Genomic DNA, 20,204 nt, shown 5'->3' with positions numbered 1-20,204 from the left:
CACCCGTTTCGTATATTCATCTCGCGTTGCGTAACGCCCCCGTCATGCGGGAGCCGAAGTGGTCGAGAATAGCGAAAGCTGAGCGATAGGGGAAACCGACCCCGTCTGATCAGGGCTTTTTCTGCGGCGCGCCGGGCGGATCCGACGCGCCGCAGCGATCACGCGATCGTCGTCGTGTCGATCACGAAGCGGTAGCGCACGTCGGCGGCGAGCACCCGCTCCCAAGCCTCGTTGACGTCCTGAGCGGAGGTGACCTCGACCTCGGGGGCGATGCCATGCTCGGCGCAGAAGTCGAGCATCTCCTGCGTCTCGGCGATGCCGCCGATGTTGGACCCTGCGAACGAACGACGGCCGCGGATCAGACGGTTGACGCTGACCGGCAGTGCCTCGGGCGGCAGACCGACGTTCACGAGCGCGCCGCCCATGGCGAGCAGGTCGAGGTGCGCGTCGATGTCGATCGGCGCCGAGACCGTGTTGATCATCAGGTCGAAGGTGTTGCGCAGCGCCGTGAAGGTCTCGGGGTCCTCGGTGGGGAAGTAGTGGTCGGCGCCGAGCTTCAGGGCGTCGTCCTTCTTGGCCAGCGAGCGGGAGAGCACGGTGACCTCGGCGCCCATGGCGTGTGCGATCTTGACGGCCATGTGGCCGAGTCCGCCCAGGCCGATGACGGCGACCTTCGTGCCGGGGCCCGCGTTCCAGTGGCGCAGCGGCGAGTAGGTGGTGATGCCGGCGCAGAGCAGGGGAGCGGCGGCCTCGTAGGGGATCGTCTCGGGAACGTGCAGCACGAAGTCCTCGGCGACGACCACCTCGGTCGAGTAGCCGCCCTGGGTCACCGAGCCGTCGAAGTCGATCGCGCCGTAGGTGCCGATCATGCCCTTCTCGCAGTGCTGCTCGTCGCCGGAGACGCAGTTCGCGCACTCGCGGCACGAACCGACCATGCATCCGACTCCGACGCGGTCGCCGACGACGAACTCGGTGACGTCCGCGCCGATCTCGGCGACGGTGCCGACGATCTCGTGGCCGACCGCAAGCGGGTAGCGCTGCGGGCCCCAGTCGCCGTTTACGGTGTGGATGTCGGAGTGGCAGATGCCCGCCCAGCGGATGGCGATGCGCACATCGTTCGCGCGCACATCGCGCCGTTCGATGGTTCCGGGGGCGAGCGGGTCGGTGGCGTTCGTGGCGATGATGGCGGGGATTGCAGAGGGCATGAACCGATCGTAGAACGGATGCCGCGGCTCAGGATGCCCCGGACAGCGCTCCTTCGGCGAGGAACTGCTGCGCAGCATCCTTGAACGCGCGCGAACCCGGTGCATTGAAATGGTTGCGTCCCGGGATCTCGAAGAACCGGCTGTCGGGCGCGGCGTCCGCCAGCGCCCGCGAACCGGCGATCACGCCATCCTTCTCGCCCGTCGCGAACAGGACCGGCCGCACCGGGGCGCTCGCCGGATCCGGGTCGATCGTGCGGGTCGCGCGCATGCCCTCGGCGAGGGCGAGCAGCGAGTTCAGATCGTTGCCGGGCACCCGCTGGGTGAGGGTGATGTAGCTCTTCGTCGCCGGGTCGGTGACGGGCTCGCCGGTCGCGATGAACGTGCGCACCTGGTCGAGGTCGAGCCGCTCGAGAGGGATGCCGTCGGGCACGCCCCCGAGCACGGCGCGGTCGATGCGGTGGGGGAGGTCGCGCACGACCTCCCAGCCGACGCGGGCGCCGAGCGAATAGCCGATGTAATAGGCCTCCTCGACGAGATAGGTGTCCATGACCGTCTCGACATCCGTCGCGAGAGTGCGGATCGCGTAGGCACCGGGATCGTGCGGCTTGTCGCTCTTGCCGTGACCGCGCTGATCCAGCGCCAGCACGCGGTACCCGGCATCCGTCAGCTCGCGCGCCCAGCCGGTCAGCACCCATGTGTCGCGGGCGTTCGACGCGAAGCCGTGGACGATCACGACGGTCGGAGCATCCAGCTCGCCCCAGCTGTAGGTCGCGAGCTGCACGCCGTCGGAGGCGTACACGAGCTGCGGGTCCGGCATCCGGGTCAGGTCAGAAAGAGGAACGGCCACCTCTCCATCATCCTCCCGTTTCCATAACGTCATCCTCTCGATGGATGCGAATGTCCGAAGCCCTGCGTACATTTATGGGTACGGAGGCTGACCGGGGGGTCAAAATGTCAACAATTGGTGTGTTTCGTGATCTGGCGGCGTTCTTCCTGCCGTTCGGGATCATCGGCGCTGTCATCGCGGTCGCATGCGCGATCGTCGTGCTGCTCGCCGTCGCAAGGTCCGCGGCGGGCGTGGTCGGCGGCGCCACGGGAGTCTGGATCGTCGGGGCGGTCATGAGCCTCGCATCCGGGTTCTCGGGTCAGTGGATCCCGGCGATCGTCGCGGGGAGCGCGCTCATCGTCGCGCTTGTCGCCGGACTCGGCCTGCGCGTCGCGGTCCGGGCGATCGAGGCGCGTCCCGCGCCCGCGATCGTGGCCGTCGTCGAGGAATCCGCAGCGGCCGTCGAACAACCGGCCGTCGCACCGGTCCGTGAGCCGCGCATCGCGCGTCCGCGGGTGGCCGAGCGGCTCGGCGGCGAACTCGTCACCAGCAAGGGCTGAACGCCCTCCTCGGAGAACGGTCGCCGATTCAGCGGCCCGCCGGCGGCGTCGTGCCGACGGTGGATGCCCGGATGAGAAGCGTCGTCGAGTAGGCGACGAACCGTTCGTCATCGACGGCGCAGGCCCGGTGCAGACGCTTTTCCGCGTGGTCTTCCCGATGCTGCGGCCCGTCACCGCGACCGTCGTGATCCTCACGAGCGTCGCGATCTGGAACGAGTTCGCGCTGAGCGTCTTCATCCTGCGCCAGCCCGAGATGCGCACGATCGCGCCGACGATCAGCACCTTCGTCTCCAGCCAGGGCGGGAATCTGGGGGCTGCCGCCGCGGAGAAATGACCGCGCTCAGACCGTGAGGAATCCGAGGACGGCGCTCGCGACCGCGAGCAGTGTGAGACCGAGTGCGGGTGCGGCGGGCTCGTGGCGGCGCAGGTGCACCACGGTGGCGCCGACCATGATGATGGCGAGGCCGACGGCGGCGATGGGGGCGAGGATCGTCGCGATCCCGGTGAGCAGCGGCAGGATGAGGCCCAGTGCGCCGATGACCTCGAGCGCGGCGATGGCCTTGATGGACAGCGACGAGAAGTCCTCCGTCCAGGGCATGCCGCGCTCGGCGAGCGTGGCCTTCGGGGTGACGAGCTTCATGCCGCCGCCGCCGAGCATGGCGAGCGCGAGGAGGGCGTTGACGATCCAGAGGGCGATGAGCATTCGGTGTCCTGTTCTGCGGGGTTCGATTGTTACGATCAGTAACCAAGAATGGGGGAGAGGGATGACGCGTACAAAAGGCACATCGGTGTTACCGGCGGTCGCGGCCCGCGATGAGGGTTTCGGCTATGAGAACACCTGCTCCTTCGACGAATCCGCCGGGCGAATGGTCCGGGAGATGCTCGACCGGGTCGGGGACAAGTGGTCGCTGCTGCTCGTCGCCACGCTGCAGTGCGACCGGATGCGCTTCACCGAGCTGCTCCAGCGCATCCCCGGCATCTCCCAGCGCATGCTCACCCGAACGCTGCGGCAGCTCGAGCGTGATGGGCTCGTCGAGCGCACGGCGCACGCCGAGGTGCCGCCGCGGGTCGAGTACGAGCTGACCCCGCTCGGCGCGACGCTCGTGCCGATCGCGGTCACGATCGGGACCTGGGCCCTCGCGCACCAGCCCGAGGTCGAGGCGGCGCGGGCTCGCTACGACTCGCGGTGATCCGGCGGCATCCGCCCATCTTTCGTCAAGGTTGAGATCGAAACGATTCGATACACTGACTCCTCGCCGTAACGCGGCATGCACATCACCCGTATCGTCCCGGAAGCCCCTGTCGCATGGCCACCTCTCTCACCACCGGACGCCCGTGGCGCGTCATCCTCGCCTTCTCCGTGCCGCTGCTCATCGGCAACATTGTGCAGCAGCTCTACCAGGTCGTCGATACGATCGTCGTCGGACGCGAGCTCGGGGTGAACTCTCTGGCGGCGGTGGGCGCGACGGGCTCACTCCTGTTCCTGCTGCTCGGATTCGCGTGGGGCATGACGAGCGGTTTCGCGATCCCGACCGCGCAGGCCTTCGGCGCGAAGGACTTCGCCGCCGTGCGCCGATCGGTCGCCACGGGCACCGTGCTCGCCGCGGTCGCGAGCATTCTCATCACGGTGGGCGGGCCGCTGCTGGCCGAACCCGTGCTCGTGCTCATGCAGACACCGCCCGAACTGCTCGCCGAGGCGACGCTGTTCACGCAGATCAGCTTCCTCGGCGGCGGGGCGACGATGTTCTTCAACTACCTGTCGGCGATCATCCGCTCGATCGGAGACTCCAAGACGCCGCTCATCTTCCTCACGATCGCCTGCGTCCTCAACGTCGTCCTCGTGATCGTGCTCGTGGGTCCCGTCGGCTGGGGCGTCGCCGGGGCCGCACTCGCGACGGTCGTCTCGCAGGCCGTCTCGGTTCTCCTGTGCCTCGTATTCGTGCGGCGGCGGATGCCGGTGCTGCACGTGCGCCGCGCCGACTGGCGGATCACCCGCGCCGACATCGCCGACCACCTGCGCCTCGGGCTCCCGATGGGCTTCCAGGCCTCGATCATCGCGATCGGCACCCTCGTCGTGCAGGTGGCCCTCAACCTGCTCGGATCCGAGGCGGTCGCCGCCTACACCGCGGCATCGCGCGTCGACAGCCTCGCCACCGCACTGCTGCAATCCCTCGGTCTCGCCGTGTCGATGTACGTCGCGCAGAACTTCGGCGGGCGCCGCCCCGACCGCATCCGATCCGGCGTCGTCCAGGCGACGTGGATGGCGATCGCGGCATCCCTCGTCCTCGGTGCCGTCCTCATCGCCTTCGGCACGCACCTCGTGCGCCTGTTCGTCGGAGAGGGCTCCGATGAGGTCGTCGAACTCGCCCACCTCATGCTCATCATCAACGGCGCCAGCTACGCGCTGCTCGGTGTGCTGTTCGTGCTGCGCGGAGCGCTTCAGGGACTCGGCCAGGCGCTGATTCCCACCGTGACCGGAGTCATCGAGCTGTTCATGCGCGTGGGCGCCGCCGTCGCGCTCGGCGCCGTGCTCGGCTTCGGCGGCGTCGCGCTGAGCAACCCGCTCGCGTGGCTCGGCGCCGTCGTCATCCTCGTGCCCGCCTATGTGCGGGCGCACCGCGCGCTGGCGAAGATGCCCGTCACGCCCGATGAGATGACCCTGACCACGCCGATCGCGATCATCGGCCCCGACAACAGCTCGCTCACCGTCGATGCCGTCGTCACCCAACCGGTTCCGATCGTCGTGCAGAAGCGGTGGAAGAAGCTGCTGCGCCGCTGAGAGGTCAGACGCCGGGGAGGCGGATCGTGTCGGTCGCGGCGTGCTCGCGCGGCATCCGGTCCCGGTCGTAGGTGATCGAGTCGTAGCCGTGCGGGGCGGGGCGCCCGTCGTCGCCGAGGTTCACGAACACGATCTTCTCGATCGTCAGGATGCGCTTGCGGGTGATCATGTTGCGCACCACGGCGCGCATCGTCAGCGACGTGCGGCCGAACTCGGTCGCGGTGAGTCCCATCTCGATCAGGTCGCCCTGCAGTGCGGATGCCTCGAAGTTGATCTCCGAGATGAGCTTGGTGACCACGCGGTAGTTGCCCAGCTGCACGATCGCGTAGATCGCGGCTTCCTCGTCGATCCACTTCAGCAGGCTCCCGCCGAACAGCGAGCCGTTCGCGTTGAGGTCCTCGGGCCGGACCCACTTGCGGGTGTGGAAGTTGATGCCGTCGTCGTGCGCGCGCCAGGGTGTTGCCATGCATCCAGGCTACGGAAGCCATGTGACCGGCGCGTTACGGGCCCGGTCCTGTCGCATCGCGGCCCCGCTCGATAGCCTCGGATCGTCGGGACCGGACCCGGCCCGACCAACCCACACGCTCAAGGAGGCAGCATGCGCGCCGTCGTATTCGAGAACTGGAAGACCAAGCCGGCTCTGACCGAGGTCGACAAGCCCACGCCGGGCCCCGGGGAGGTGCTGCTGAAGGTCGCCGGCGCCGGCGCCTGCCACTCCGATGTCGCCGTGTACGCCGACTACGACGCGAGCATGGGCATGACCCAGCTCGAGCCGAAGTACATCCTCGGCCACGAGAGCTCCGGCTGGGTCGAAGAGGTCGGCGAGGGCGTCACGGGCCTGAACAAGGGCGACGCCTATCTCGTCTACGGGCCCATCGGCTGCGGACACTGCGCACCGTGCTCGCGCGGCCAGGACACCTACTGCGACAACGTCGCCGACATGCCCTACATGGCCTCCGGCCTCGGCCGTGACGGCGGCATGGCCGAGTACATGACGGTGCCCGCCCGCAACCTCGTGCCCCTCGGCGACGCCGACCCCTACGCCGCCGCCCCGCTGGCGGATGCCGGGCTCACCCCGTACCACGCCATCAAGCTGTCGCTGCCGAAGCTGGCGGGCGGCGGCAAGACCGCCCTCGTGATCGGCCTCGGCGGCCTCGGCCTCGTGGCCGTGCAGATCCTCACCGCGATCACGGGCGCCACCGTCATCGCGACCGACATGAAGCCCGAGGCCATGGCTCGTGCCGAGGAGTTCGGCGCCATCACGGTCCCCGGCGGCGAGGGCCAGGCCGAGCGCATCCGCGAGCTCACCGGCGGCAAGGGCGTCAACGCCGTGTTCGACTTCGTGGGCGTCGCGCCGACCATCGCGCTCGCCGCATCCGTCGTCGCCCGTCAGGGCCGCCTCACGGTCGTCGGCATCGCCGGCGGCGAGTTCGCATGGAACTTCTTCAAGGTCCCCTACGAGGTCGACTTCACCAGCACCTACTGGGGCACCATCGAGGAGCTCCACGAGGTCGCGGCCCTCTACCGCGCGGGCAAGATCGTCCCCGACGTCGAGTACTTCGCGATGGACGACGCGCTCGAGGCCTATCGCCGGCTCGAGGCCGGCGAGCTCTCGGGTCGCGCGGTCGTTACCCCGAACGGACGCTGACCCCGGCGCGGGCGGTGCTGAGCCGCCGCCCGCGCACCCGTCTCCCGATCACGCCCTGACGCGGCGAGAACAGGTAGACGAGAGCGAAGACGACGCCCTGCACGACGACGACGAGACCCCCGGATGCTGCGTCCAACCAGTAGCTGAGATAGATGCCCACGACGCTGCACAGCGCCGAGAGGACGGGCGCGATCACCAGCATCCGCCCGAAACGATCCGTCAACAGGTAGGCGGTGGCGCCCGGGATGATGAGCATCGCGACGACGAGCACCACCCCGACCACCTGCAGGGCGACGACCGAGGTGAGCGCGAGTACGCCCAGGAGCAGGGCGCTGAGCAGCCGCGGCGACAGGCCGATCGCGAAGGCATGCGTCGGGTCGAACGCGAACAGCGTCAGATCGCGGCGCTTGACGATCAGCACGGTGAAAGCGACGACCGCGAGGATCGCGATCTGCGCGAGGTCCGCCCGGGAGACGCCGAGGATGTTGCCGAAGATGATGTGGTTCAGATCGATGTGGCTCGGGGTGACCGAGATCATCACGAGCCCCAGCGCGAACAGGGTGGTGAAGACGATGCCGATCGCGGCGTCCTCCTTCACCCGGCTGGTATCGCGGATGAGCCCGATGAGCCCGACCGCGAGGAAGCCGAAGACCAGCGCGCCGATCGCGAACGGCGCCCCGAAGATGTAGGCCAGCACCACCCCGGGCAGCACCGCGTGCGAGACCGCATCGCCCATGAGCGACCAGCCCACCAGCACCAGCCAGCACGATAGCACGGCGCACAGCACCGCCGCGATCACGGTCGTCGCGAGGGTGCGCACCATGAACTCGTACTGCAGGGGTTCGAGAATCCAGTCCCAGATCATGACGCCTCCAGTCCGAAGGCGCGCGACAGGTTCTGCGGAGCCAGCGCCTCCTCGACCGAACCGTGGAACAGGACCCGACTCCGCAGCAGCACGGCGTCATCGGCGAGCTCGGGCAGCGCGTGCAGGTCGTGGGAGGAGACGAGCACCGTGCTGCCGGACGCCGCGAGCTCGCGAAGCAGGCGCACGATCGTCGCCTCGCTGCGCTTGTCGACGCCGGCGAACGGCTCATCCAGCAGCAGGATCCCGGCGCCCTGAGCGATCCCGCGGGCGACGAAGGCGCGCTTGCGTTGGCCCCCGGAGAGCTGCCCGATCTGCCGGTCGGCGAGATCGGCCAGCTCGACGCGGTCGAGGGCCTCGGCGACGGCATCCCTGTCGGACTGCCGCGCTCGCCGCAGCATGCCCTGCCGGCCGTAACGCCCCATCATGACGACGTCGCGCACCGAGACGGGGAACGCCCAGTCGACGTCCTCGTTCTGGGGCACGTAACCGATGAGCCCGCGCCGGCGCGCGCCCGCGGGGTCGCTCCCGTGGATCGTGACGGATCCGGATGCCGGGCGGACGAGCCCGAGGATGCTCTTGAGCAGTGTCGACTTGCCGGACCCGTTCATGCCGACCAGGCCGGTGATCCGGCCGGCGGCGAGGGAGATCGACACGTCGTCGAGGGCGAGCACGTCGCCGTAGCGGACGGTCGCGGAACGCACATCGACCGGATTCATGGGGCGTCTCCCGTCAGCCCGGCGACGATCGTGTCGACGTCGTGGCGCAGCAGGTCGAGGTAGGTGGGCACCGGCCCGTCGGCGGCCGACAGCGAATCGACGTAGAGGACGCCGCCGAACACGGCATCCGTGGACTGCACGATCTGCTGCATCGCCCGATCGGAGACGGTCGATTCGCAGAAAACCGCGGGCACATCGCGCTCGCGGATGGTGTCGATCGTCGCGGCCATGCGTCGTGGCGTCGCCTGCTGGTCGGCATTGACGGGCCAGATGTACGCCTCGTCGAGTCCGGCGTCGCGGGCGAGGTAGCTGAACGCGCCCTCGCAGGTGACGAGGATGCGGCGCTCGACGGGAACATCGCTCAGGCCGTCGAGCATCTCGTCGTGGATCTGCTGAAGCTCCGCGTTGTAGGCGGCGCCGCGGGCGGCGAAGTCCTCGGCGTGGGCGGGATCGAGGTCGCTGAAGGCCGCGACCATGTTGTCGACGTAGAGCTGCGTGTTGAGCGGGCTCATCCAGGCGTGGGGGTTGGGGGCGCCGGATGCTTCGCCGAGGGCGACCGGGATCGGCTCGACGCCGTCCGAGGCGACGGCGTGCGGAGCATCCGCCGAGGCGACGAACTGTGCGAACCAGGCCTCGAGGTCCAGTCCGTTGTCGAGGATGAGCGCGGCGTCGGAGGCCCGGCGGATGTCACCGGGTGTGGGCTCGTATCCGTGGATCTCGGCGCCCGGAGTGGTGATCGAGAGGATCTGTAGGTGCTCGCCGCCGACGTTTCGGGCGATGTCGGCGAGCACGGTGAAGGTCGTCAGCACGACCGGACGGCCATCGGATGCGGCATCCGCCGTCGAGGGCATCGGTGCGGCGCAGGCCGGCAGCGCGAAAGCCACAGTGAGCATCGCGGCCCACGCGGCGCACGAACGACCATTTTTCGGCATGCCGAAAAGCTATCTTTTCGCCGCGCCGAAAACAAGTGCTCGGCGCAGCGCGGGTGGAAACTCCCGGTTCCCCATCCACAGGCGGCTCGATTAGGCTAGAAGGGATCCTCATCACTGCTCTTCCCCACTCTTTTGTGGATCGCATTCTCCCCCCACCCTGTGAACCCGGATTCGGGTTCCTCCAGCGATCCACAACACCCAGAAAGGTCCCTCTGTGAACGACTCCCGCGAGAACACCCACGACGACGCGCAGGGGGCTGACTTCTTCGATCAGCTCGTGCAGGGGCAGAACCAGGCGCAGGGGCAGAGTCAGCCCCGCGAGCAGCAGGGCGCCTTCACGGTCGGCTTCCGCGGTTACGATCGCGGCGAGGTCGACGCGGCGATCGCCGGACTGCGCATGCAGCTGCATCGTGCCGAGGGCGAGCTCGCCGAGGCCCGCGAAGGTGTGAACCGCGACATCGAGTCGGTGCGCGCCGAGGTCGAGGCCGCCCGTGCCGAGGGCGACGAGCGCGCCGCCGCCAGCGCCGCCCGCCTCGAGGAGCTCCAGGAGCAGCAGGACGCCCGCATCGCCGAGGCCCAGGCCGAGAACGAAGCGCGCATCGCCGCGCTCGAGGCCGACCTCGTCGCCGCGCGGGCACAGGCCGAAGAGGCCGAGAACCACGTCTCGACGCTCACGAACGAGCTCGTCGACGCGCCCAAGAGCGACGGCGACACCGAGGGCTCGCGCATGCAGTTCGAGGCGGTCCTGCGGGTCGCCGAGGAGCAGGCCACCGTGCTCATCCAGAACGCTGCGGTGCAGGCGGAGCGCCTGCTCGAGGCCGCGCGCGGCGAGGCCGATGCCCGCCGCATGGAGCTCGCGGCCGAGGTCGAGCGCATCACCGCCCAGGCCCAGCACGACGCCGACCAGGTGCGCCTGCGCATCGACACCGAGTTCACCGCGCACGAGGCGCGCATCAACCGCGAGGCCGCGCACGCCGCCGAGAAGGTCAACCAGGCCGAGCAGGAGGCCGCGACCGTCCGCACCGAGGCCGAGAAGGGCGCCGCGGCGCTGCGCTCGATGGTCACGCGCGAGACGACGCAGCAGCGCGCGGATGCCGAGCGCGAGGTGCGCGAGATGAACGCCCGCGTCCTCGAGTTCGAAGAGACCCTCACCCGTCGTCAGGACGAGGCGCAGCAGGAGTTCCTGCTGCTGCACAACCAGGCCGTCGCGCACGCGGAGCGCATCACCACCGACGCCAACGAGCAGGTCGCCTCGTCGCTCGAGCACGCCAAGCGCATCTCCGCGAAGGCCGATGACTACGAGCGTCTGATGCGCTCGCAGGCGCAGGCCATCGAGGCCGACGCCCAGGTCCGCTCCCGCGAGACCCTCGAGCGCGCCCGTGCGAAGGCGCAGAAGATCGTCGCCACCGTCACCGGCCACGCGACCGATGTGCTGCGCGACGCCGAGGACCGTACGCGTCAGCTGCGCTGGCAGCAGCAGCAGATGAACAGCTTCATGGCCGAGGTTCGGGAGCTCATCCGTCCGGATGGTGTTCTCGGCAGCGAAGACCTCGAAGACGAGACCGTCGCCGCGGTTGCGGATGAGACGGTCGTCGAGGACGCCCCGGTCGAGGACGCCCCGGTCGAGGACGCCCCGGTCGAGGATGCTTCCGCCGATGAGGCCGTCGCCGATGAGGCATCCGAGGAGGACGCATCCGACGAGGACTCCGTCGAGGCCGGCGACGAGGACGAGTCGGACGACGACAACTGATCCCACCCGCGTGATGAAGGGCACCGCAGCGTTCGCGCCGCGGTGCCCTTCATCGTCCTGCCCGCGTAGCCTGTGGGTATGTCTCATCTCGTGGATGTCGCCCAGCTCGCCGACCTGATGCGCACCGGGGTGCGCATCATCGATGTGCGGTGGCGGCTGAGCATGCCCGGTGCAGGACCCTCCGACGGTCGTGAGGACTACCTCGCCGGACACATCCCGGGCGCGGTCTACGCAGACCTCGAGACCGAGCTCACCGCGCACGGCACACCGCAGGACGGGCGCCACCCCTTCCCGACCACGCAGCAGGTGCAGGACGCCGTGCGCCGGTGGGGCATCAACGACGGCGATACGGTCGTCGCCTATGACAACGCCGGCGGACTCGCCGCCGCACGCGCCTGGTGGCTGCTGTGTCAGGGCGGCGTCGACATCCGGGTGCTCGACGGCGGATGGCGCGCCTGGACGGAGGCCGGGGGCGAGGTCGAAGCCGGATCCGTGGAGTACACGCTCGGCAATGCGACGCTCGACGACGTCACCCGCGACAGCATCACGATCGATGAGGCGGCCGAATTCCCGCAGCACGGCGTGCTGCTGGACGTGCGCGCCTCGGAGCGCTTCCGCGGCGACATCGAACCGCTCGACCCGATCGCCGGTCACATCCCCGGCGCCGTCAACCTGCCGACGACGAAGCACGTCGGCGATGACGGCACCCTCAACGACGTCGACACGCTGCGCGAGAGCTTCGCCGCCGTCGGCGTCACCGCGGGTGCCCCTGTCGCGCTCTACTGCGGCTCCGGGATCACGGCCGCCCACAGCGCACTCGTGCTCGCGGAGGCGGGCATCGACGCGAAGATCTACCCCGGCTCGTGGAGCCAGTGGTCGAACACCCCGGGGCGCCCGGTGGCGACCGGCGCCTAGGAGGCGGAGTCGTCCCCGCCCTGCGCCTCGTAGATGAGCAGCTGGGCGCGGATGTCGTCGAGCAGCTGGTCGACCGCGTCGATCGCATAGCCCGGCCGCAGGCGGACGCTGCGCAACAGCGTGCCCGAAGCGCTGTGCTCGTGATCGAGCAGCTCCTCGCAGCGCAGATCGGTGGCGGGATCACCCCGCTCCCATGAGTCGAGGGCGGATGTCGCACGGTCCAGAAGATCGTCGACATCATCGGCGTCATAACCGGTTCGCAGGCTGGTTGCGGGCAGCCGAACACGGAGCAGGTCAGAACTCCTCATGTCGGGAGCATACCTCCGGCGTTCTCCCGGGTGGTAACCCTAGCCGTGCAGGGGTGCACCTGGATACGCTCGGCTCAGGAGGACTCACCATGAGCAATCGCATCGTCGCCGGCGTCGAACCCACGTCCGCCGGAACCCGTGTCATCGCGTGGAGCGCGCAGCGCGCCCGGGAAAGGGAGCTGCCGCTGCTGCTCGCCTCGGTGATCGGCGGGCCCATCGGCGTCGTCGGAGAGGGCGAGCTGCTCGCCGAGACGTCGCAGCAGGTGCGCGACTGGCTCGAGGGCGAAGCGGAGAAGCTGCGCGCCGACGGGCTGAGCGTCGAGACGATCCTGCTGCAGGGGGACCCGGTGGCACAGCTCACCCAGACGGCGGCCGGCGAGAACATGCTCGTCATCGGCAGTGACTACCGCGGTCCGGAATCGGGGCCCGTGCGCGGCATCCGAGGCATCCGCATCGTCGCGGCATCCGCCATTCCCGTCGTCGTCATCCCCGATCATGATCTCGACGACCGCAACGGCGTCATCGTCGGTGTGGACGGTTCACCGGTATCGAGCGCCGCGATCGCCTTCGCCGCCGCTGAGGCCGACCGGTTGCGCGAGCCGCTCATCGCCGTCTCCGTATGGACGCCGCTGACCGCACGGCCCCGCAACTCGCTGGTCTACCCCGACGACTACATGCAGGCGCTCGAGCGCACGGCGGAGGAGACGCTCGCCCTCTCGCTCGCCGGTCTCCGCCAGGATTATCCTGACCTCGAGATCCAGACCCGCGCGCTGCCCGGCTACCCCTCCGCGGTCATCAACGAACTCGCCGCGACCGCGACGCTGGCCGTGGTCGGCTCGCACGGCCGCGGGGCGATCGCACGGTTCCTCCTCGGCTCCATCAGCCACGAGGTGCTCACACGACTGAGCACGGCGACCGCGGTGGTGCGCTGAGCCCGGCTCAGGGCCGCGGGCCGTATCCCCAGCGCAGCGCGAGCATCCCCGGTCCCCAGTTCTGACGCACCTGGTGGACGGAAGTCGCGCCATCGAGGTGAAGCGGCGTGACGGTCGTGCCATCCGGGCATTCCTCGATCTCGTCGATCCAGTCAGGGAGCGCGTCGGGGTGGAAGCGGGTCCAGAGCACGAGCTCGCGGGCCCGTCGGGCGATCCCGTGCCCCGTCTCGTGCGGAAGGGGGAAGCCGTCGGGCAGCGTCAGAGACCACTCGAGCATCGTCGTCTGGGCGGGGCCCAGGGGACGTTCCAGCTCGAACATCGCGCCGTGCACCTCGCCTCCGGGGTGCGAGTACACGTCGGAGATGCGGCCGCCGGCGATCACCGAGTAGATCGGCGCCGGTGATCGAACCCCGGCCGTGATCTCGAGGTAGGGGACGCTCGTGATGGTCCCCGATGTCGACTGCAGCAGGGTGCGGGTGGTGCGCGAGATCACTGCGCCATCGGCGCCGACCTCCGTCACCGACGTCGTCGACACATCGCGCGCCGGGTCGATCGCGGGGGCGCCCAGCGCGGCGAACGTTTCCGAGACGGTCTTCTCCAGGCGCGCGGCCTCCAGGGGGTACTGCGCGCTCGGCAGCGGTCCGACCCGCTGGCTGCGGCCGATGCGCGAGACCAGCGTGCCCGCCTCCAGGCGCAGGAGCTGTTCGATCTGCTCGATCGCCGCGATCGACTGCGCGCCTTCCGGGCGCCGCGCCCCCGACCGCCAATAGCTGAGCGTCGCCGCGGAGACGGGGTTGCCGCTGTCGGCCAGATGCTCGCGCAGCCAGGTCAGAGTCACTCCACGCCGACGTATCGCGTCGCGGAGGGCCTCAGCGAAATCTTCTTGCTCGACCATCACAGACATCCCCAGGTATGTGAAAACGTACTCAGTATTCTCGAGCATAAGTCCACGCACGATCGCCCGGGCCGCCGGGTTTCAGGTGTGGGTGACACGACGGGCTTCGCGACTGGGCGCAGTGGCCATGGTTCGTCTGTGGCGCAGTGTCCCCCCGCTGCGTGCTTTCTGCGGGGCCCGGCAGTCGTTCTGGGGACGAGTGCCGGCCCCGCATTCTTCCTGGGCCTGGGCGCTCCTGCCCGCGCGTAGACTGGAAGCATCACCCCGGAAGACCGAGGAAGAGCCATGTCTGCCACCGCCCGCACCTTCACCGTGCGTCACGTCCAACTTCTGCGCGCCTTTTTCGCCGCGCTGTCGGCGGTCATGGTCACGTTCTCCGCCGATCACTCGGCCGAAGTCGGCTTCTCCGTCTTCGGCGGATTCGTGGCGGCGAGCGGACTCGTGCTCCTCATCGCCGCCTGGGTCGTACCGCGTCCCGACGGACGCGCGCCCTACATCCTGCTCGGCATCGTCGACCTCCTCGCGGCTGCCGTCAGCGGAGTTCCGGCCCTGCGCACCGAGGGCGCGTTCTTCCTCGTCCTCATCATCTGGGCCGCGGCGACCGGCCTCATCGAACTCATCGCGGGCCTGCGCGCCCGCAACATCGACAGCACCGCCAAGGACTCGATCACGATCGGTGTGCTCGGACTCCTTCTCGCGGTCATCCTCCTCGTGATCCCGGTCGGCTATTCGCTCGACTACACGGTCGAGGGGGCGGGAGCATTGACGCTCACCGGAATCATCCTGGCCGTCGGCATGCTCGGCGGATATACGGCTATCGTCGCGGTCTTCCTCGCGATCGCCGGGTTCTCGCCGCGTCGCGCCGAGGAGAAGAAGGATGCCGCGACCGGCACCGCCACGAGCGAGCCGGTCGAGACGGGAGGACAGTCGTGAGTGAGAAGAAGGTCGAGCGCCGGGAGCTTCTGCGCCCCCTGCACCTGTTGGGGATCGCCCTGGCGTGCGGAGTGTTCGCCGCCGCGGTGACACTCGTGTCGACGGGAGCCTTCACCTCGCGGGTGAACGCCATGATCGCCAACGGGACGTACGAGGGGCTGACCCCGGTGGGTCTCGGTCTGGTGGTCGGCGGCGGTGCGTTCATCGTGACGCTGCTGATCATGTCGATGCTGATCCTCGCCGTCGACCCCCGCCAGTACGACGAGGCGACCGTCGAGCGCCCCGTGCTCTACGACGAAGACCCCGAGGACAAGCCCGCCGGCGACTGATCGCCGGGACAACGCAGAAGCCCCGAGCCACTGGCTCGGGGCTTCTGCGTTGAACGGCTACTTCGCCAGGCGCTCGGCGATACCCGTGTAGGTCGCGGGGGTGAGAGCCAGCAGACGCTGCTTCGCGGCATCCCCGATCTCCAGGCCCGAGACGAACTCGGCGAGCTCCGCGGCTCCCACGCGGTGCCCGCGCGTGAGCTCCTTCAGCAGTGCGTAGGGGTCGCTGATCGTCGAACGACCGGCGACGACCTCGGCGCGGATCACGGTCTGGATGGCCTCGGCGAGCACCTCCCAGTTCGTGTCGAGATCGCCGAGGAGCACCTCGCGGGCGAGGGAGATCTCGCCCAGGCCGCGGCGCAGGTTGTCGAGTGCGAGCAGCGAATGGCCGAAGGCGACGCCGATGTTGCGCTGGGTCGTCGAGTCGGTGAGGTCGCGCTGCAGGCGGCTGGTGACCAGCGTCTGGGAGAGCGATCCGAGCAGCGCGGCCGACAGCTCGAGGTTCGCCTCGGCGTTCTCGAAGCGGATCGGGTTGATCTTGTGCGGCATCGTCGAGGATCCGGTGGCGCCGGCCACAGGGATCTGCGTGAAGTAGCCGATCGAGATGTAGGTCCAGATGTCGGTGGCGAGGTTGTGCAGGATGCCGCCGGCGTGACGCATGCGGTCGTAGAGCTCGACCTGCCAGTCGTGCGACTCGATCTGGGTGGTCAGTACGTTGAAGCCCAGGCCGAGGCCCTCGACGTATTCGCGGGCGATGGTCGGCCAGTCGGCGTCGGGGTCGGCCGACAGGTGCGCCGACCAGGTGCCGGTCGCTCCCGAGAACTTGGCGAGGAAATCGGATGCAGCGATCTGGGCGCGCACGCGCTCCAGACGCCAGGCGAACACCGCGAGCTCCTTGCCCATTGTCGAGGGGGTGGCGGGCTGGCCGTGCGTGCGGGAGAGCATCGCGGCATCCGCGTGCTCGACGCCGAGGGCGCGCAGCTTCTCGATCACGGCATCCAGTGCGGGCAGCCAGACATTCTCGACCGCGCGCTTGACGGTCAGCGCGTAGGAGACCGAGTTGATGTCCTCGCTGGTGCAGGCGAAGTGGGTGAGCTCGGCGATCGCGTCGAGGCCGAGGGTCGAGAGCCGGTCGCGCACGAGGTACTCGACGGCCTTCACATCGTGACGGGTGACGGCCTCCTTCTCGGCGAGCCAGTCGATCTCGTTCTGCCCGAAGTCGCGGTAGAGGCCGCGCAGGCGCTCCTTGTCGGAATCTGAGAGGGGCGAGGTCTCGAACAGCGAGCGGTCGGTGAGGGCGATGAGCCACTCGACCTCGACCTCGACGCGGGCGCGGTTCAGGCCCGACTCGGAGAGATAGTCGCCCAGCGGCGCGACGGCCGGACGATAGCGGCCGTCGAGAGGGCTCAGCGGCTGGACGGGGAAGGTGTTCGGCGTAGTCAGGGGAGTCCTCCTGATCGGGCCCCTCACCTCAGATGCGGGGCGTCGTGCGGCTGGGTCGCAACGCGGGTTCGAGCTGACGGAACAGGCCCCTGGTCGCGGTCTCAATCATAGTCAGCACCGAATCGAACATCCCGTCGTCGGCGTAGTAGGGGTCGGGCACGTCCAGGCCGTGAGCGTCGCGGTCGAACGACAGCAGGAGCAGCACTTTGCCCTCCTGGTCCTCGTCGCGGGCCCACTCGCGCAGGATGCGCTCGTGGGTGCGGTCGAGGGCGATGACGAGGTCGTTCTCGGCGAAGGATGCCGCGGTGAACTGCTTGGCACGATGCATCGAGCCGTCGTAGCCCCGGCGGTCGAGCGCGTCGATCGTGCGGGAATCGGCGCGCTCTCCGACGTGCCATTCGCCGGTGCCGGCGCTCGTGGAGACGAGAATCGGCCCGAGGCCCTGATGCTCCGCGAGCTCGCGGAAGACCACCTCCGCCATGGGGGAGCGGCAGATGTTGCCCGTGCACACGAAGATGACGCGGAAGGGGTCCGACAGTGTCACAACTCCCATTGTGCAGGTCGGTGATTCTTCTGCCCAGCAGTCACGCTCTCTTTCTGCACATCCGATGGCCCGGGCGATCGGCGCACGGATCCCGCCTGCGCGATCGGCGGGCGCTCCGGCCCCGTCACAGGCTGGGGGCATGCTGAACACGATCGCCGCCGATGGCGGAACCCCCGAGAAGATCTGGCACGCGTATGCGGCGCGCCGCGCTCTGAACGATGCGGTCTGCGCACTCGAGGGCGCAGGCGCGGCCCTCGCCTCGCTCGTCGAGCAAACGATGTGGCAGGCGCAGGGGGTGCGCGAGCTCAATCTGCGGGTGACGGACGCAGCTGAGCGCACCGCGTTCGAGCTGAGCGAACTGGCGGTGCGGATCGGCGAGATCGACCGGGTGGTGGGGGCATGAGCGGTCAGATCGAGATCACGCACGGCGGGGCGATCGCCGTCGATCCCGAGGCGCTCCGACAGGTCGCGGACTCCCTCTTCGCGCTTTCGCTGGGATTCGCGGATGCCGCGGCCGCCGTGAGCACGGCGCTCGGCCATCTGAGCTCGGGCGCCGGATTCTTCGGGGGCGGAACCGGACAGCTCGCGGCGGCGACCGAGCGGTGCGAGGCCCTGCAGGCCGAGTGCGTCAGCGGGGCGCGGAGCACGCTTCTCATGGCGGATGTGTACGAATTGGTCGAGCTGCGCGCCGAGCTCGCGGCGCGGACGATCCGCGACGACGCGGCGGCGACGCTTCTGCTGCAGGCGCGCATCGCGGCGCTCACCGCATCGGATCCGAAGATCCTCGAGATCGAGGAGCAGATGATGGCCCAGTGGGAGCAGAAGCGCTTCGAGGGGCTCGACCGTCAATTCGACACGAGCATCTTCGGCCCGATGCGGATCGATCTGGCGGGCCTGATCTTCGCCGCGGCGGCCAAGGTCGGGGCGGGTGTCGGCCCGCTCGCCCCCGGCGCGACCCTGCAGGGCAGCGGCGGCCCGGTACGGGTGAGCGCGGGGCAGACGCAGTACGGCATCCGGCCCCCGACGAGTCTCGCCGAGGCGTTCGGCCGCTTCCCGCAGAAGGGGTCGGATGCGCAGCTCAAGGTCGAGAAGTACACGATGCCCGATGGGCGCAACCGCTTCATCCTCTACGCCCACGGCACATCGTCCGCGGGCATCGGCGGTAAGAACCCGCTCGATCTGAAATCCAACCTCGAGCTCTACACCGGCAAGGAGTCGGCCTCTTACGCCGCCACGGTGCGCGCTCTCGAAGAGGCCGGCGCCGAGGCCGGAGACCGCGTCGATGTGTGGGCCCACTCGCAGGCGGCGATGAACTCCGCCTACCTCGCCACCCAGAGCCACTTCGACGTCGGGCTGCAGGTGACGGCGGGCAGCCCCGTGCATCCGACCCTCGAACCCGGTCAGCAGATCATCGAGCTGCGCCATACCGACGACATGGTCAGCGCGCTCGCCGGCGGCGGTTCCCCCGGCGGCAGCGGCTCAGCGGACAGCATGGTCGTCACGCGCGTCGGCGATCCACTGCCCGGGGTGCAGGATCTCGCGCTGAAGACGCACTGGCTCGGCGACTACATCGATACGGCAGCGCTCCTGGATGCCTCGGATGATCCGCGCATGGCGAGCATGGAGCAGTACTGGAAGGAGCTGGCCGAGGCCGAGAGCGTCGTCTCGACCGAGTACGTGGCCGAGCGCGGATGAGGTCAGCGGCGGCGCTTCTTCTTCTGCGGGCGCAGGATCGCGCCGAAGACGGCGTTGATGATCGCGATGATGATCGCGGCGACGACACCCCACCAGAAGTCGCCGACGCTCAGTCCCCAGCCCAGTCCCGAGGTGATCCACGCGGTCAGCCACAGCAGGAACCCGTTCACGATGAGCGAGATGAGCCCGAAGGTCAGCAGGTACAGGGGGAAGGCGACGATCTTGATGACCGTGCCGATGATCGAGTTCACCAGGGCGAAGATCGCGGCGACGGCGAGATAGGTCAGCAGGAGCTGCAGGTCACCGGCGGGGTCGAAGGCGGTCATGCCCACCTGCAGCATCGGGATCAGCGTCACCACCCAGAGGGCGAAGGCGTTGACGACGACTTTGATGATGAAGCGCATGGTCCGTTCAGTCTCGCACGCTCCACCGGTCAGCGATTCGGCGAACTCGATCGCCCTCTCTGTCGGTGGCTCCGTCAACCGTGAAGTCATGATGGCTGAATCGGCGACTCACGTAGAGCTCTACACTGCTCCCGATGGTGCGACGATCCTGGAGATCCGCGCGGATGCGGAAACGGTATGGCTGACCAGGCAGCAGCTCGCCGCAGTCATCGGTGCGATCTATCAGGGGCTCGCTGGTGCAGACCTGTATCCGACCGCAGAAGAGAAGGCCGCGAATCTGCTGTATCTGATCGTCAAAGATCACCCTCTCTCAGACGGTAACAAACGCAGTGCGGCAGCGTTGTTCGTCACATTCCTCAGCAAGAACGGTCTGCTTGATGGCGGGCGTGGCATCGCCATCAACAACAGCGCGCTCGCCGCGATCACGCTCCTGGTGGCGATGAGCGATCCGAAGGAGAAAGAGCTGATGATCGCGTTGGACAGCAGGATGATCTCTGAACCACTGATCTGACCGTCGAGAGGACCCGC

General features: G+C 68.8%; 25 protein-coding genes. 13 read left to right on the top strand and 12 right to left on the bottom strand.

Features of this window, described 5'->3' with window-relative positions:
- Positions 1-158 precede the first annotated feature (158 nt).
- Positions 159-1,205 carry an NAD(P)-dependent alcohol dehydrogenase gene (locus ACWAUG_RS07395; protein WP_460802026.1) on the bottom strand — a complete coding sequence of 349 codons (1,047 nt, stop codon included), beginning with the start codon at positions 1,203-1,205 and terminating at the stop codon, positions 159-161.
- A gap of 28 nt (positions 1,206-1,233) precedes the next feature.
- Complete coding sequence (locus ACWAUG_RS07390) at positions 1,234-2,052, bottom strand: alpha/beta fold hydrolase (protein ID WP_460802025.1); 819 nt, start codon at positions 2,050-2,052, stop codon at positions 1,234-1,236.
- A gap of 119 nt (positions 2,053-2,171) precedes the next feature.
- Between ACWAUG_RS07390 and ACWAUG_RS07385 the strand changes: the two genes are divergently transcribed.
- On the top strand, positions 2,172-2,591 hold the full coding sequence (locus tag ACWAUG_RS07385; protein ID WP_460802024.1) for a hypothetical protein: 420 nt from the start codon (positions 2,172-2,174) through the stop codon (positions 2,589-2,591).
- Positions 2,521-2,925, top strand: coding sequence for an ABC transporter permease subunit (locus ACWAUG_RS07380; protein ID WP_460802023.1), 405 nt, complete (start codon positions 2,521-2,523; stop codon positions 2,923-2,925). The genes ACWAUG_RS07385 and ACWAUG_RS07380 overlap by 71 nt, the downstream gene beginning before the upstream one ends.
- Positions 2,926-2,931: 6 nt before the next feature.
- Here ACWAUG_RS07380 and ACWAUG_RS07375 read toward each other — a convergent pair whose 3' ends face one another.
- Positions 2,932-3,294, bottom strand: a complete 363-nt coding sequence (locus ACWAUG_RS07375) for a DoxX family protein (protein WP_460802022.1) — start codon at positions 3,292-3,294, stop codon at positions 2,932-2,934.
- A gap of 61 nt (positions 3,295-3,355) precedes the next feature.
- On the opposite strand from ACWAUG_RS07375, the gene ACWAUG_RS07370 reads away from it, so the two are divergent.
- Together ACWAUG_RS07370 and ACWAUG_RS07365 are read left to right on the top strand one after the other, a co-directional pair.
- Entirely contained in the window at positions 3,356-3,781 is a 426-nt protein-coding gene (locus ACWAUG_RS07370; protein ID WP_460802021.1) for a winged helix-turn-helix transcriptional regulator, read from the top strand.
- A gap of 116 nt (positions 3,782-3,897) precedes the next feature.
- Positions 3,898-5,370, top strand: coding sequence for an MATE family efflux transporter (locus ACWAUG_RS07365; RefSeq protein ID WP_298040842.1), 1,473 nt, complete (start codon positions 3,898-3,900; stop codon positions 5,368-5,370).
- Between the two features lie 4 nt (positions 5,371-5,374).
- Here ACWAUG_RS07365 and ACWAUG_RS07360 read toward each other — a convergent pair whose 3' ends face one another.
- Positions 5,375-5,836, bottom strand: coding sequence for an acyl-CoA thioesterase (locus ACWAUG_RS07360; protein WP_298040840.1), 462 nt, complete (start codon positions 5,834-5,836; stop codon positions 5,375-5,377).
- 132 nt (positions 5,837-5,968) lie between these two features.
- Here ACWAUG_RS07360 and ACWAUG_RS07355 point away from each other — a divergent pair, with 132 nt between their 5' ends.
- Complete coding sequence (locus ACWAUG_RS07355) at positions 5,969-7,018, top strand: NAD(P)-dependent alcohol dehydrogenase (protein ID WP_298040838.1); 1,050 nt, start codon at positions 5,969-5,971, stop codon at positions 7,016-7,018.
- Here the strand turns inward: ACWAUG_RS07355 and ACWAUG_RS07350 are convergent.
- Genes ACWAUG_RS07350 through ACWAUG_RS07340 form a run of 3 tightly spaced genes read right to left on the bottom strand, consistent with a single transcriptional unit; the run spans position 6,999 to position 9,531 of the window.
- Positions 6,999-7,883 carry a metal ABC transporter permease gene (locus ACWAUG_RS07350; protein ID WP_298040836.1) on the bottom strand — a complete coding sequence of 295 codons (885 nt, stop codon included), beginning with the start codon at positions 7,881-7,883 and terminating at the stop codon, positions 6,999-7,001. The genes ACWAUG_RS07355 and ACWAUG_RS07350 overlap by 20 nt on opposite strands.
- Complete coding sequence (locus ACWAUG_RS07345) at positions 7,880-8,599, bottom strand: metal ABC transporter ATP-binding protein (protein ID WP_298040834.1); 720 nt, start codon at positions 8,597-8,599, stop codon at positions 7,880-7,882. The genes ACWAUG_RS07350 and ACWAUG_RS07345 overlap by 4 nt, the downstream gene beginning before the upstream one ends.
- A complete protein-coding gene (locus ACWAUG_RS07340) occupies positions 8,596-9,531 on the bottom strand; it encodes a metal ABC transporter substrate-binding protein (RefSeq protein WP_460802020.1) in 936 nt (311 codons plus the stop codon). Before ACWAUG_RS07340 ends, ACWAUG_RS07345 begins: the two co-directional genes overlap by 4 nt.
- 214 nt (positions 9,532-9,745) lie before the next feature.
- Here ACWAUG_RS07340 and ACWAUG_RS07335 point away from each other — a divergent pair, with 214 nt between their 5' ends.
- Positions 9,746-11,281 carry a coiled-coil domain-containing protein gene (locus ACWAUG_RS07335; protein WP_460802019.1) on the top strand — a complete coding sequence of 512 codons (1,536 nt, stop codon included), beginning with the start codon at positions 9,746-9,748 and terminating at the stop codon, positions 11,279-11,281.
- A gap of 78 nt (positions 11,282-11,359) precedes the next feature.
- Positions 11,360-12,196 carry a sulfurtransferase gene (locus ACWAUG_RS07330; RefSeq protein WP_298040830.1) on the top strand — a complete coding sequence of 279 codons (837 nt, stop codon included), beginning with the start codon at positions 11,360-11,362 and terminating at the stop codon, positions 12,194-12,196.
- On the opposite strand, the gene ACWAUG_RS07325 is transcribed toward ACWAUG_RS07330, so the two are convergent.
- Positions 12,193-12,504 (bottom strand): DivIVA domain-containing protein, encoded by a 312-nt coding sequence (locus tag ACWAUG_RS07325; RefSeq protein WP_298040828.1) that lies wholly within the window; start codon positions 12,502-12,504, stop codon positions 12,193-12,195. The genes ACWAUG_RS07330 and ACWAUG_RS07325 overlap by 4 nt on opposite strands.
- Before the next feature lie 89 nt (positions 12,505-12,593).
- On the opposite strand from ACWAUG_RS07325, the gene ACWAUG_RS07320 reads away from it, so the two are divergent.
- Entirely contained in the window at positions 12,594-13,436 is an 843-nt protein-coding gene (locus ACWAUG_RS07320; protein ID WP_298040826.1) for a universal stress protein, read from the top strand.
- Between the two features lie 7 nt (positions 13,437-13,443).
- Here ACWAUG_RS07320 and ACWAUG_RS07315 read toward each other — a convergent pair whose 3' ends face one another.
- On the bottom strand, positions 13,444-14,331 hold the full coding sequence (locus ACWAUG_RS07315) for a helix-turn-helix domain-containing protein (protein WP_298040824.1): 888 nt from the start codon (positions 14,329-14,331) through the stop codon (positions 13,444-13,446).
- 285 nt (positions 14,332-14,616) lie between these two features.
- Here ACWAUG_RS07315 and ACWAUG_RS07310 point away from each other — a divergent pair, with 285 nt between their 5' ends.
- Positions 14,617-15,264, top strand: coding sequence for an acyl-CoA synthetase (locus ACWAUG_RS07310; protein ID WP_460802018.1), 648 nt, complete (start codon positions 14,617-14,619; stop codon positions 15,262-15,264).
- On the top strand, positions 15,261-15,593 hold the full coding sequence (locus tag ACWAUG_RS07305) for a hypothetical protein (protein WP_298040821.1): 333 nt from the start codon (positions 15,261-15,263) through the stop codon (positions 15,591-15,593). The genes ACWAUG_RS07310 and ACWAUG_RS07305 overlap by 4 nt, the downstream gene beginning before the upstream one ends.
- Positions 15,594-15,650: 57 nt before the next feature.
- Here the strand turns inward: ACWAUG_RS07305 and purB are convergent, their stop codons facing one another.
- A complete protein-coding gene (gene purB, locus ACWAUG_RS07300; RefSeq protein WP_460802017.1) occupies positions 15,651-17,060 on the bottom strand; it encodes an adenylosuccinate lyase in 1,410 nt (469 codons plus the stop codon).
- Position 17,061: 1 nt separating this feature from the next.
- Entirely contained in the window at positions 17,062-17,586 is a 525-nt protein-coding gene (locus tag ACWAUG_RS07295; RefSeq protein ID WP_460802016.1) for a low molecular weight protein-tyrosine-phosphatase, read from the bottom strand.
- A 130-nt stretch (positions 17,587-17,716) separates the two neighbouring features.
- Between ACWAUG_RS07295 and ACWAUG_RS07290 the strand changes: the two genes are divergently transcribed.
- Positions 17,717-17,980 (top strand): hypothetical protein, encoded by a 264-nt coding sequence (locus tag ACWAUG_RS07290; RefSeq protein WP_460802015.1) that lies wholly within the window; start codon positions 17,717-17,719, stop codon positions 17,978-17,980.
- On the top strand, positions 17,977-19,272 hold the full coding sequence (locus ACWAUG_RS07285; protein WP_460802014.1) for a hypothetical protein: 1,296 nt from the start codon (positions 17,977-17,979) through the stop codon (positions 19,270-19,272). The genes ACWAUG_RS07290 and ACWAUG_RS07285 overlap by 4 nt, the downstream gene beginning before the upstream one ends.
- Positions 19,273-19,274: 2 nt before the next feature.
- On the opposite strand, the gene ACWAUG_RS07280 is transcribed toward ACWAUG_RS07285, so the two are convergent.
- Positions 19,275-19,676 (bottom strand): phage holin family protein, encoded by a 402-nt coding sequence (locus tag ACWAUG_RS07280; protein ID WP_298041290.1) that lies wholly within the window; start codon positions 19,674-19,676, stop codon positions 19,275-19,277.
- Between ACWAUG_RS07280 and ACWAUG_RS07275 the strand changes: the two genes are divergently transcribed.
- Complete coding sequence (locus tag ACWAUG_RS07275) at positions 19,675-20,187, top strand: Fic family protein (protein ID WP_298041285.1); 513 nt, start codon at positions 19,675-19,677, stop codon at positions 20,185-20,187. The two genes, ACWAUG_RS07280 and ACWAUG_RS07275, sit on opposite strands and share 2 nt — an antisense overlap.
- Positions 20,188-20,204: the final 17 nt, after the last annotated feature.

It is taken from the genome of Microbacterium sp. GXF6406 (assembly GCF_054798215.1).
This window is presented reverse-complemented; position numbering and strand designations above follow the sequence as displayed.